Origin of the sequence: Magnetospirillum sp. WYHS-4, assembly GCA_039908345.1 — a bacterium.
Lineage (GTDB): Bacteria > Pseudomonadota > Alphaproteobacteria > Rhodospirillales > GLO-3 > JAMOBD01.
This window is the reverse complement of the sequence record JAMOBD010000004.1, coordinates 1-11,564: the sequence shown is the minus strand read 5'-3', so window position 1 is coordinate 11,564 and position 11,564 is coordinate 1. Positions and strand designations below refer to the sequence as shown.

Here is an 11,564-nt window from a genome sequence, read left to right as displayed (position 1 = left end):
TCATAGCGGCTCACGACAGCCCGGTCACCCGTCGACGCAGTTCCGGCAGTAACTCTTCGGTGAACCAGGGATGACGCTTCAGCCAGGCGGTGTTGCGCCAGCTGGGATGAGGCAGGGGCAGGAAGTCCGGCAGGTAGTCCCGCCAGGCGGCCACGGTTCCGGTCAGGTCATTGTGCCGCCTAGTTCCCAGGTAGAAGGCCTGGGCATATCGGCCGACCAGCAAGGTCAGGCGGATATCGGGCAGCAGCGGCCGGATACGGGGGTGCCAAAGGGGGGCGCATTCGGGACACGGCGGATTGTCGCCTCCTTTGGCGTCGCGGCCCGGATAGCAGAGCCCCATGGGGACGATGGCGATGCGGGTGGCGTCGTAGAAGGTTTCGCGGTCCACTCCCATCCAGTCCCGCAGGCGGTCGCCCGACGGATCGTTCCAGGGAATGCCGGTTTCGTGCACGCGGGTACCGGGCGCCTGGCCGACGATCAGCAGGCGGGCGCCCGCTTCCGCCCGCAGCACCGGCCGCGGGCCCAAGGGCAGGCGGTCCCGGCACAGGATGCAGGCGCGGGCTTCGGCGAGGGCTGTGGCGAGGGGCTCGATACTCATTCCTGCTTTGCGAGGAGGGGGCGTTTGTGCCAGCATGACCTTGCCCCAGTCCGATGGAAAGCCCCATGCTTTATGTCCCCGCTTCGCGCGAAGACCTGATGTTCCTGATGCCCAAGGGTGGGCAGGTGGCGGAGATCGGAGTAGCCCGAGGCGATTTCTCCCGGCGCATCCTCGATGCCGCCGAACCTGGTCGCCTGCATTTGATCGATCCCTGGACCCACCAGGACCGCGAGGACTATCGCAACGATCCCTCCAATTGGAGCGAGGAGGAAGGCGACGCCCTCCACCGCAGCATCCAGGTACGTTTCGCCAAGGAGGTCGGCGCCGGCCAAGTGGCGGTGCACCGGGGATTCTCGGGCGATGTCGTCTCCCGGTTTCCGGACGGGTCGCTGGACTGGATCTACATCGACGGCCTGCATAGCTACGAAGGCGTCAAGGCGGACCTTGACGCCTTCGCGCCCAAGATCAAGCCGGACGGTTTCATCCTTGGCCACGACTATGCCAAGCATGAAGAGGCCCAGGCCATGGGGTTCGGGGTGGTCGAAGCTGTGGACGAATTCGTTCGAACCCAGGGTTGGGCTTTCCTGGCCTTGTCCGCGGAGCGCTATCCGACCTTTTTCCTCGCCCGCAACGCGGACGGCGCGACCGCGAAGGGATTGTGCCTGCGCATCCTGTTCTCCGTGCCGGGAGTCTCGGAAATCCGGGACTTCCCCGGCCGTTCCTGGGAGCAGACGATCCTGACCGCCCGCCAGGGCGGCACGGTGAGCCTGATCCGCTTCTGAGCCCTTCTTCCGTTCTTGTCGGCCATGGAGCGCCATGGTATCCGACGCCGAAGGCAACCGGAGGAGCCGCCCATGGTCCGCGTCCTGTTCGTCTGTCTGGGCAACATCTGCCGTTCCCCCACCGCCGAGGGCGTGTTCCGCGCCCTGGTTGAAAAGGAGGGGCTGGCCGGGCATATCCACGTGGATTCCGCCGGCACCGGCGCCTACCACGTGGGCGAGCCGCCCGATGCCCGCAGCCAGGCCGCCGCCGCCCGGCGCGGCGTCGATCTCAGCCCCCTGCGGGCCCGTCAGGCGGTGCGCGAGGACTTCCACCGGTTCGACTACGTGCTGGCCATGGACCGCGACAACCTGCGCAACCTGCAGGCGCTCTGCCCGAAGGGGGAGGAACACCGCTTGCGCCTGTTCCTCGACTTCGCGCCCCAGGCGGGCCGTCGGGAAGTGCCCGATCCCTACTATGGCGGGCCGCAAGGCTTCGATACGGTGCTCGATCTCGCGGAAGCGGCTTCCCGGGGCCTGCTCGCCCATATCCGGGAGAACCATCGGTGAGCGACCTCCGGACGGCCATCGGGGAGGCCGTCGGGGTCCGGCCGCTGAAGCTGACGCCCTTGTCGGGCGGCTGCGTCGGCGACGTCTATCGCGTCGAGTTGGAAGACGGCCGCCGGCTGGTCGCCAAGGCCGGGGACGCGGGCAGCGGGCTTGGCATCGAAGGCTACATGCTGTCCTACCTGGCCGCCCACAGCCGCTTGCCGGTGCCTCAGGTCCTGCATGCCGACGACGGCCTGCTGCTGATGACCTGGATCGAAACCTCGGGCAGCCTGGACGATAGCGCTGAAAGCCACGCGGCCGAACTGCTGGCCGATCTGCACGGCATCGCGGCGCCCCGCTTCGGGCTGGACCGCGACACCCTGATCGGCGGCCTGCCCCAGCCCAATCCCTGGACGGGGTCCTGGGTCGAGTTCTTCCGCGACCGTCGGCTGTTGCACATGGGGCACCGGGCGGGCCTGCCGGCCCGCACCCTGGCCCGGCTGGAAACCTTCTGCGCCCGTCTGGGCACCTGGATCGCCGAACCGGCCGCCCCCGCCCTGCTGCACGGCGACATGTGGGGCGGCAACGTGCTGTGCCGCAAGGGACGCATCGCCGGCTTCATCGACCCGGCCATCTACTACGGCGATCCCGAGATCGAACTGGCCTTTTCCACCCTGTTCGGCACCTTCGGCGAAGCCTTCTTCCGCCGCTACGGGGAACTGCGGCCGCTCAGGCCCGGCTTTTTCGAGGAACGGCGCGACATCTACAATCTCTATCCCTTGCTGGTACATGTCCGGCTGTTCGGCGGTTCCTACCTGGGATCGGTGGAACGGATTCTTTCCCGGTTCGGATGCTGACCATGGACATCGACCTGATTATCTTCGACTGCGACGGCGTGCTGGTGGACAGCGAGCCCATCGCCAGCCGCCTGCTGGCCCGCGAACTGACGGCCTTGGGCTATCCCATGAAGCCCGAAGACTGCCGGGCCCGCTTCACCGGCATCAGCATGCGCCGGGTGATGGCGATGATCGAGGCCGACAGGGGCCGGCCCCTGCCCGCGGACTTCGAAGCGGAAATGCGGCGCAAGGACTTCGAGGCCTTCGCCGCCGAACTGACGCCCTGTCCCGGCGTGGCCGAAGCGGTGCCGGCGCTCGCCTTCGCCAAGTGCGTGGCCTCGTCGGGGGCGCCGGAAAAGATCCGCCATTCCCTGACGCTCACCGGCCTGATCGCCCATTTCGACGGCCATCTTTTCAGCGCTTCCCAGGTGGCGCGCGGCAAGCCGGCGCCCGATCTGTTCCTCCACGCCGCCCGGACCATGGGGGCGGCACCGGACCGCTGCGTCGTCGTCGAGGACGCCCGCGCCGGGATCGAGGCCGGCCTCGCCGCCGGCATGCGGGTGCTGGGCTTCGCCGGCGGCGGCCACTGCGGTCCTGGTTACGGCGACATGCTCCGTGCCGCCGGCGCCTCGGCGGTCTTCGCCGACATGCGCGACTTGGCGGGGCTACTGTAGCGGATATTCGGCCAGCGCCTCGTAATGGGCGCCTTCGCGGCCCAGGTGGCTGCGATAGAGGATGAATTCGCGTACCGCGAAGGGCCCGGCGCGAAAGGACGCGTTGTGCAGGACGAAGGCGGCCAGGCGGTCTCGGGGCGGGTTTTCCTTGAAGCGGGCCAGGGTGACGTGGGCGGAGAACTTGCGGCCCTCCGGCGCCAGACCGGCCCGCACCGCCGCCGATTCCACCTTGGCCTGCAGGTGGTCCAGGACCGGCTGGTGCTCGATGCCCGCCCACAGCACCCGCATCCGCCGTCCCTGCTCGAAGGTTCCGACGCCGCTCAAGGCCAAGTCGAAGGCAGGCGCGCGAACGGCGAGAAGATTGGCGTCGATGGCTTCGGCCTGGATTTCGTCCACCTCGCCGATGAAGCGCAGCGCCAAGTGCAGACTTTCGGGCGCTACCCAACGGGCCTTGGGCACCCCGGCACAAAGAAAGGCCAACCGCTGGCGCGCTTCCGCGGGTAGGGCAAGGCCGACGAACAGGCGGAGCATGGGGTTGGCCCTAGAAGAAGGCCTTGAGGATCAGCGACATCACCCCGGCCAAAAGCAGGCCGGTCATCCAGCGGTTGAGCTTCAATTCGCCATCGATCCGCTCGAAACGGGCATCCATCCGGGCTTCGAGGCGTTCGACGTCCCGCCTGGTCGCCAGTTCGGCGTCGCCCGTGGCGTCCTTGAAGGCCTCGGCAATGGCTTCCGCCTGGGGTTCGGGAAATCCCCCATCCCGCAGCCTGTGGACGAATTTCAACGTGTCGAAGGTGATCGTCGTCATGGCTAGACTATGCGCCCCGGCCGTTTGGCCGTCAACCGGCCGGGCTGTCCTTCAAGGCCTTGTGCCGCTCGGCACGCGTCCGGACGGCGATGCCCGCGTTCTTTTCCGTGCTGTTGGCGAAGCGGAAGCGGCCGTGCAGGACGCAGCCCTTCATGCCGGGATCGCAGGCCCGTCCTGCGACCTTGGCGCATCGGCCGCCACGTTCGTGCGGGCAGCCCCAGCCGCCGTGCCCTTCGCCCATCGCCGGCCTATCGGCGGGCGATGGCGATGTCGCGCATCAGGCCGGCTTCCATTTCCGATTGTTCCAGGCGGAGCTGGACCACGTCGCCCTGGCTCACCATGCCGACCAGTTCCCCATCGTCGACCACCGGCATGTGGCGGAAACGGTTGGCATGCATGGATTCCATCACCGCCTTCACGTCGTCGTCGGGGGCGCAGGTGCGCACATTGCGGGTCATCAGTTCGCCGACCAGCAGGCCGGGGACGAGATTGCCCTTCTTGTAGATACCCTTGACGATGTCGCGTTCGGACAGGATGCCCACCAGATGGCCGTCGGAATCCCGCACCGGCAGAGCGCCGATCTTGTTGGTGGTCAGCAGCGTGCAGGCCGTCTGGATGGTGTCTTCGGGCCGGAGCGTCAGCAGGTCGCGGTGCTTGCGGGCCATGATGGTGCGGATCTTCATTGCGGGCTCCCTGTCCTTGATCGCGCGGGCTGGACACCTTAGTCCGATTCAAAAGTCGGGGGAAGGCCTGTTCGCCAAGGCTTGGGGGCCGGGCGCCGCTTCGAGAAGGAAGTTCATCAGCCAAGCGAAAACGCACCCCGGCGATCGCCGCGAGTGCGCTTCAAGGCGGGTCGAGAGGGTGGCGAAAGGCTCAGAAGCCTTCGCGTTCGAGGCGCTTGCGTTCCAGCTTGCGGGCGCGGCGGACGGCCTCGGCCTTTTCGCGCGCCTTGCGCTCGGAGGGCTTCTCGAAAGAGCGGCGGAGCTTCATCTCGCGGAAGATACCCTCGCGCTGCATCTTCTTCTTGAGCGCCTTGAGGGCCTGATCGACATTGTTGTCGCGGACAATGACCTGCACGTTGAACGACCTTCCTTTGCCAACAAGATATCTGCCGGAACGCCCTTACGCTCCGGAGGGAGGGGCTTCTAGCATATCCCGAAGCGGCTGTGAAGGGCCGAGAAGGGGGCTGAAGCGAAGGGCTTGGAAAACCCCGGATGCCGCGCCATTATCGGAGCATGTCCATTCTGAAGATCGCCCGCATGGGACACCCGGTCCTGGCAGCCCCCGCCCAGCCGGTGGCCGATCCCACCGCACCCGAGATCGCCGCGCTGGTCGTCGATATGGTGGATACGCTGAGGGATGCCGGTGGGGTGGGCCTGGCGGCGCCGCAGGTCCATATTCCCCTGCGTCTGGTCATCTTCTTCGTCCCCGAGGCGCGCGCGGCCGCCGAGCGCTACCGGGCGGCCGGGCTAGGCGACGATCCCGACCCGGAGGGAGGGCCGGTGCCGCTCACCGCCCTGATCAATCCCGTCATAGAACCCCTGGGCGAGGAAATGGCGGAAGCCTACGAGGGGTGCCTGTCCCTGCCGGGGATGAGCGGGCCCGTGCCGCGCTACATGCGTATCCGCTACCGGGGGTTGGATCTCGAAGGGCGGACGGTTGACCGGATCGCCCGCGGTTTCCACGCCCGGGTCGTGCAACATGAATGCGACCACCTGGACGGGATCCTCTATCCCATGCGGATCAAGGACCTGTCGCGCTTCGGCTATTCCGACGAAATGCGCAAGGGCTCCAGCCCCGATTCCACCGCCGATGAATGAGCGGGCCGCCGCGGCCATGCCGGGATGCCGATGACGGCTGCGGAGCCGTCATATTCACACAAAATTCACGGACTTCATCTAGACCGGCAGGGCGAATCACCTTAGATCGGGGCCCGACGACGGAAGAAAAGGGGGCGGTCATGCAAAGCAGCGATTTCCGGCGCGTGATGGCGGAAGCGGCGACCTGGATGGTACGGAACCGGAGACTTTGCAGCGATTTGAAATGTCTTTCCGGCTTGTTGGCCGCAAGACTGCGTTACCTGGCGCTCAGGAATCGGACGCTCGCTCCAGGCCTTGAGGCGGCGGCACGCCGGGTGGATGCCGATGCGGAGGCCATGGGAACCCTTTGATCCGCCCGATCGGGTTACGGTAAAGCCCCGCGATATTCCCGTGGCCGCAGGAATTATCCCTTGACGTAAATTCAAGAATAATTATGACTCGCAATGCCGGCGAGGCGGCGACGGGTGCGTCATGAGCGGCGAAACGATGCGACAGGTTATGGCCGACGCCTGCGGCGCGGCGGTACGGAACCGCAGGTACTGCGGCAATGTGATGTGCCTCTGGGGCTTGATCGCGGCCCGACTGCGATACGCGGCTCTCTGCCATTCGACCCATGATGACGAACTGATGACGGCGGCCCGCCGCCTGGAAGCCGACGCGAAAGCCCTGCACGGCCGTTGATCGGCCCCTCGGCCAGGCGCTGTTGCGGTACAACCCCGATTTCGATTGAATATTCGGCGGGGCGACGTCACTTCTCGCCAGGAAAGGGGACACTGTCGGTGTCCTGGGGACAGCCATGAACTACCGCCATGCCTTCCATGCCGGAAATTTCGCCGATGTTCTCAAGCACGCGGTGCTGGCGCTGCTGATCGAGCGGCTGAAGGAAAAGGACAAGCCCTTCGCCGTGCTGGATACTCATGGCGGCCTGGGACTCTACGATCTGTTCGCCGCCGAGGCGCTGAAGACCGGCGAGGCGGAGTCCGGTATCCGGCGCCTGCTCGCCCACCCGGCTCCCCATCCCGCGTTGGCACCCTATTTGGCGGCTGTGGCGTCGGCCAACGAGGGAGGGGATGGACCTCCTCGCTTCTATCCCGGCTCACCCCGTCTGGTGCGGGCGCTATTGCGTCCCGGCGACCGGTTGACGGTTTGCGAGCTGCATCCGGTCGACGCGGCGACGCTGACCGCCGAATTCCGCGGCGATCCCCAGGTCCGTGTGCGCGAGGGCGACGGCTGGACGGAGATCAGGGCCCAGTTGCCGCCCGCGGAGCGGCGGGGCTTGGCGCTGGTCGATCCGCCGTTCGAGGCGCCCGGAGAGTTCCAGCGCCTGCATCGCGCGCTGAGGGAGGGACATCGGCGATTCGCCACCGGACAGTTCCTTCTTTGGTATCCGATCAAGGACCGGCGCGAGGTGGAAGCCTTCCATCGCGACCTGCGGGCCGGCGATATCCGCCGCATCCTGGCGGTCGAACTGCGGGTGCGTTCCGACAAGGACGTTACGGTATTGAGCGGTTCCGGCCTCGTTCTGGTCAACCCGCCGTGGAAGATGGAGGAAGCCTTGGCCGGCTTGCTGCCCTGGCTGGCCGAGGCTCTGGCCCAGGAGCCGGGGGGCGGATTCCGGCTCGATTGGTTGGTTCCGGAATGATGATTTCATTTTTATTGGCGATTTCCATTGACACTCGCGATGCAATGGCGTTCCCTTGGGGGGTCTAGGAATTTGGCTCGCGTGCTTGTTCGGTCCTTCGGGGCCCTTGATCGAGACACTCCCCAAAATCCGGATTCAACGGGTCCCGCACCTCAGCGGGGCCGCTAACGCATGCAGATGCCTGTTCAGGAGACGAGATACTATGGCTACCGGTACCGTAAAGTGGTTCAACACCCAGAAGGGTTTCGGCTTCATCCAGCCTTCGGATGGCTCCAAGGACGTGTTCGTCCACATCAGCGCCGTCGAGCGCGCTGGTCTGCGTTCCCTCAACGAGGGGCAGGCCGTGTCCTTCGATCTGGTGACCGAGCGCGGCAAGACCGCCGCCGGTAACCTGAAGCTCGCCTAACCGGATTTCCGGCTCGCGGCGCGGCTCCCAACGGGGGCCGCGCCGTACCGGTCCGCTCCTTATCGTTTCCCGTTGACAGACATGCGGCGATGGTGTTTGCTGTCGGCGCCATGGCGTTTTTGGCGCGCGTGCTTGTTCGGCCCTCCGGGGGCCACGACTGACACTCCCCCAAAAATCCAGGCTTTACCAAGCCATGCGATGGTCGCGTGGCAGCCGAAGCTGTGCTGAGGCGTGTTCAGGAGACGAGAGACGATGGCTACCGGTACCGTAAAGTGGTTCAATACCCAGAAGGGCTATGGCTTCATCCAGCCCTCCGACGGGTCCAAGGACGTGTTCGTCCATATCAGCGCTGTCGAGCGCGCAGGGCTGCGAGCCCTCAACGAGGGGCAGGCCGTGTCCTACGACCTCCTCACCGAGCGCGGCAAGACCGCCGCTGGTAACCTCAAGCTCGCCTGACCGGACTTCCGGCGGGCACCGCTAAGGTACCTCCAAGCCCCGGCCCCACGGCCGGGGCTTTCGTATTTGTGAATCGACTTGCAAACGACTGGCGATTTCGATAACCATGGCCGGCCCTCGGGAAAACTACCGGGGGTAGGGGTATCGGAGGGGGCGTGACGAGGGTGGCGCGGTTTCGCGCATTGCCGGGTTTGGTTAGCGTTCTGCCGCGTCGGCGTCGCGTCGGCGCTTGGCTGACGTTGCTGGCCGTCGTGCTCAACTTGGCGGCCAACATTCTCTATGCTCCCAGCTTGCAGGCGGCCGGATTCACCCGGGTCGAATGGGTCGAGATCTGCACCGCCCACGGCTTGCAGGCCATGCCCGTCCAGGTTCCGGACGAGTCCGGCGGCGGCGCCGGGAAGGGCTATTGCCCGGCCTGCCCGGTTTGCCCCGTCCAACTGTCGGCCGGGACCGCGCCGGTCCTGCTGGTGCTGGTGGGAATCCTGGTCGCACCGACGACGGCGGCCATTCCCAGCGTCCAAAAAGGCACGGGAGCCGATCGCGCCCCGCCCGCCGCCTCCTGCCTGCCGATCCGGTCCCAGGCTCCGCCCACTTCCGTCTGATCCATCCGGTCTTCCGCGGCTTTCGTCGCCCTTGCGCTGGGGCTGCGGTGTCGTCGCGGTTCCAGCTCCATTGGACAGAAGGAAGTCCCATGTCTCCCATCTATCGCAGCCGGGCCGCTCTGGCCGCCCTGGCGGCCGCCGCGGTGGCCTGCGGGTCCGCGGTCCGCGCCGACGAATCCCAGACGCCGCCCGCCAACGAGCCCGCCCCAACCATCATGGACGAAGTCGTGGTCACCGCGCCCAAGGTAACCGAGCCGCTGGTCGTCGAGACCGATTCGAAGAACCCCCGCCAGCCGGTGCCGCCGGCCGACGGTGCCGGGTACCTGAAGAACATCCCCGGCTTCACCGTGGTGCGCCAGGGCGGCATCGACGGCGAGCCGCTGCTGCGCGGCCAGGGGGGATCGCGGCTCAACGTACTGCTCGACGACGCGCCGCTGTTCGGGGGTTGCCCGAACCGCATGGACCCACCGACGGCCTACATCTTTCCCGAATCCTTCGACAAGCTGACGGTGCTGAAAGGGCCGCAAAGCGTCGTCCATGGCGGCACCGCGCTTGGCACGGTTCTCGTCGAGCGCGAGACCAAGCCGTTCGACAAGCTGGGGGTCCGGGGCAACGCCACCGGCCTTTACGGCAGCCGTAACCGTAACGACCAAGTCCTCGACCTGACCGGAGGTGCCCAGCCGGGCTATATCCGGGTGATCGGGACCCGCTCCTTCAGCGACGACTACCATGACGGTCATGGCACCCCCGTTCATTCGCTCTACGACCGCAAGAGCGGCTCGGCCATCCTCGGCTGGACTCCGGACAAGTCGACCACCCTCGAGGCCGTCGCCGACCGCAGCGAGGCGGAAGCCGCCTCTGCCGCCGGCGGTATGGACGGCTCCCAGTTCGACCGCGAAGGCTACACCCTACGCTTCACCCGCAAGGACCTGACGCCCCTGTTCGCCAAGGTGAACGTGATGGCCTTCTACAACTACGCCGACCACATCATGGACACCTACTCGCTGCGGCCCCTGAGCACCATGGCGACGGCGGCTTCCCAAGTGGATCACCTTATGCAGGGTGCCAAGGCGTCCGTCGAGATGAAACCCGTGGACGATCTCAAGCTGACCTTCGGCGCCGATTACATCTCGGACGACCACACCAAGCGCAGCCAGACGCGAACCCAATATCTCACCGGGGTCGGGCTGGACAGCAAGATGCGGGTCCGCGACCTGAGCTTCGAGACGGTTGCCGGCTTCGGCGAGGCCAAGTACGACCTGACCGACGTCGACCGGGTGATCGGCGGCTACCGCCTTACTCACATCGATGCGACCAAGCACGACGTTGGCCCCAACCTGACCGATGACCGTTCGCTGCACGCCGGCTTCGTTCGCTATGAACGAGACGTCGACCTCGGCCTGCCTGTGACCGCCTACGTCGGGGTCGGGCATGCGGAACGAGCCCCCGACTTCTGGGAGCGCAACAAGTCGATCGCTTCCTTCTCGGTCGCCACCGAAAAAACGGATCAGGTCGATATCGGGGCTCTGTTCACCACGCCCACTTGGCATGGATCGGTTTCCGCCTTCTACGCCCGCACCGAAGACTACATCCTGGTTTCCAGCGCCATGAGCAAGAACGTCGATGCTTTCACGGTCGGCGGCGAGGCGGAGTTGTCCTACAAATTCCTGACGGACTGGACCGTCGAGGGCACCCTCGCCTATGTGCGCGGCACCAACGAGACCGACGGCAAGCCGCTGGCCCAGATGCCGCCGCTCAACACGACGCTCGGGGTCAAGTACGACGACCGGACCTTCTTCGGCGGCCTGCTGATGCGTGCCGCGCTGCGCCAGGACCGGTACGATTCCGGCTGGGGCAACGTCATCAGCACCGACATCGGCCAGACCGGCGGCTTCACCGTCTTTTCCGCCAACGCCGGGTGGCGGCCTTTCGAGGGCGTCGCCCTCACGGCCGGCGTCGACAATATCTTCGACAAGGGCTACGCCGAACATGTCAGCAAGACCGGTAACCTGACCGGCATGTCGAACTTGGCCGAATACGCCGACAACGTCCGCGTCTACGAGCCGGGGCAGACGTTCTGGCTGCGGGGCAGCGTGAAGTTCTGATGACGTATCCGGGCGCTTGCCGGACCGATCTCCCGCCGGTGCCTTGGGTGTTCTGCGCCGGGGCCCGGCGGATATCCCGTCCGGGGGGTGTCCCGCCATGACGGTTATCGGTCGCTTGCCGGATCCAACCGTCGCTACCGCGACGCCGGCACTCGATGCCGCTGCGACGGCGCTGGCCGTCCTGCTGCATGTCGGGGCGCTGGTCGCCATGGTCTGGCTGCCTGGGACGTCCGAGACGTCCGTGGAAGTCCTGGAGGTATCGTTGATCGCCGCCTCTCCCGCCGCCGAGGGGGCGCCGCCGGAAGCGCCC

19 protein-coding genes are annotated in these 11,564 nt (G+C 66.4%); 13 read left to right on the top strand and 6 right to left on the bottom strand.

All coding sequences use genetic code 11. The annotated features are described in order from the left end of the window. Positions 1–10 precede the first annotated feature (10 nt). Complete coding sequence (locus tag H7841_02630; protein MEO5335780.1) at positions 11–598, bottom strand: uracil-DNA glycosylase family protein; 588 nt, start codon at positions 596–598, stop codon at positions 11–13. 65 nt (positions 599–663) lie between these two features. Between H7841_02630 and H7841_02625 the strand changes: the two genes are divergently transcribed. From H7841_02625 to H7841_02610, 4 genes are all read left to right on the top strand, one after another. Then, positions 664–1,380, top strand: coding sequence for a class I SAM-dependent methyltransferase (locus tag H7841_02625; GenBank protein ID MEO5335779.1), 717 nt, complete (start codon positions 664–666; stop codon positions 1,378–1,380). A gap of 72 nt (positions 1,381–1,452) precedes the next feature. Next, a complete protein-coding gene (locus H7841_02620; protein MEO5335778.1) occupies positions 1,453–1,926 on the top strand; it encodes a low molecular weight phosphotyrosine protein phosphatase in 474 nt (157 codons plus the stop codon). Then, positions 1,923–2,762: a fructosamine kinase family protein gene (locus H7841_02615; GenBank protein ID MEO5335777.1), complete on the top strand. Its 840-nt coding sequence runs from the start codon at positions 1,923–1,925 to the stop codon at positions 2,760–2,762. The genes H7841_02620 and H7841_02615 overlap by 4 nt, the downstream gene beginning before the upstream one ends. Continuing rightward, a complete protein-coding gene (locus H7841_02610) occupies positions 2,756–3,415 on the top strand; it encodes an HAD family hydrolase (GenBank protein ID MEO5335776.1) in 660 nt (219 codons plus the stop codon). The genes H7841_02615 and H7841_02610 overlap by 7 nt, the downstream gene beginning before the upstream one ends. Here the strand turns inward: H7841_02610 and thpR are convergent. The 5 genes from thpR to rpsU all read right to left on the bottom strand — a co-directional run bounded on the left by thpR (position 3,407) and on the right by rpsU (position 5,300). Next, positions 3,407–3,946, bottom strand: coding sequence for an RNA 2',3'-cyclic phosphodiesterase (gene thpR / locus H7841_02605; protein ID MEO5335775.1), 540 nt, complete (start codon positions 3,944–3,946; stop codon positions 3,407–3,409). The genes H7841_02610 and thpR overlap by 9 nt on opposite strands. 10 nt (positions 3,947–3,956) lie before the next feature. Then, positions 3,957–4,223, bottom strand: a complete 267-nt coding sequence (locus H7841_02600; protein ID MEO5335774.1) for a CCDC90 family protein — start codon at positions 4,221–4,223, stop codon at positions 3,957–3,959. Between the two features lie 31 nt (positions 4,224–4,254). After that, positions 4,255–4,464 carry a hypothetical protein gene (locus H7841_02595; GenBank protein MEO5335773.1) on the bottom strand — a complete coding sequence of 70 codons (210 nt, stop codon included), beginning with the start codon at positions 4,462–4,464 and terminating at the stop codon, positions 4,255–4,257. Between the two features lie 7 nt (positions 4,465–4,471). Continuing rightward, complete coding sequence (locus H7841_02590) at positions 4,472–4,906, bottom strand: CBS domain-containing protein (GenBank protein MEO5335772.1); 435 nt, start codon at positions 4,904–4,906, stop codon at positions 4,472–4,474. Positions 4,907–5,096: 190 nt separating this feature from the next. After that, positions 5,097–5,300 carry a 30S ribosomal protein S21 gene (gene rpsU / locus H7841_02585; GenBank protein ID MEO5335771.1) on the bottom strand — a complete coding sequence of 68 codons (204 nt, stop codon included), beginning with the start codon at positions 5,298–5,300 and terminating at the stop codon, positions 5,097–5,099. Positions 5,301–5,458: 158 nt separating this feature from the next. Here rpsU and H7841_02580 point away from each other — a divergent pair, with 158 nt between their 5' ends. The 9 genes from H7841_02580 to H7841_02540 form a co-directional block, all read left to right on the top strand. Further along, positions 5,459–6,043 (top strand): peptide deformylase, encoded by a 585-nt coding sequence (locus H7841_02580; protein MEO5335770.1) that lies wholly within the window; start codon positions 5,459–5,461, stop codon positions 6,041–6,043. Positions 6,044–6,183: 140 nt separating this feature from the next. Continuing rightward, the gene (locus H7841_02575; protein ID MEO5335769.1) at positions 6,184–6,393 is read left to right on the top strand and encodes a hypothetical protein; all 210 of its coding nucleotides are present in this window, start codon (positions 6,184–6,186) and stop codon (positions 6,391–6,393) included. Positions 6,394–6,514: 121 nt separating this feature from the next. Next, a complete protein-coding gene (locus H7841_02570) occupies positions 6,515–6,724 on the top strand; it encodes a hypothetical protein (GenBank protein MEO5335768.1) in 210 nt (69 codons plus the stop codon). A gap of 115 nt (positions 6,725–6,839) precedes the next feature. After that, positions 6,840–7,685, top strand: coding sequence for a 23S rRNA (adenine(2030)-N(6))-methyltransferase RlmJ (gene rlmJ, locus H7841_02565; GenBank protein ID MEO5335767.1), 846 nt, complete (start codon positions 6,840–6,842; stop codon positions 7,683–7,685). A gap of 202 nt (positions 7,686–7,887) precedes the next feature. Further along, on the top strand, positions 7,888–8,091 hold the full coding sequence (locus H7841_02560; GenBank protein MEO5335766.1) for a cold-shock protein: 204 nt from the start codon (positions 7,888–7,890) through the stop codon (positions 8,089–8,091). A gap of 252 nt (positions 8,092–8,343) precedes the next feature. Beyond that, a complete protein-coding gene (locus tag H7841_02555; GenBank protein MEO5335765.1) occupies positions 8,344–8,547 on the top strand; it encodes a cold-shock protein in 204 nt (67 codons plus the stop codon). A gap of 164 nt (positions 8,548–8,711) precedes the next feature. Then, positions 8,712–9,149 (top strand): hypothetical protein, encoded by a 438-nt coding sequence (locus H7841_02550; GenBank protein MEO5335764.1) that lies wholly within the window; start codon positions 8,712–8,714, stop codon positions 9,147–9,149. Positions 9,150–9,238: 89 nt separating this feature from the next. Then, entirely contained in the window at positions 9,239–11,254 is a 2,016-nt protein-coding gene (locus H7841_02545) for a TonB-dependent copper receptor (protein ID MEO5335763.1), read from the top strand. 97 nt (positions 11,255–11,351) lie between these two features. Further along, positions 11,352–11,564 (top strand): hypothetical protein (locus tag H7841_02540; GenBank protein ID MEO5335762.1); only part of this gene is annotated, 213 nt, incomplete at its 3' end.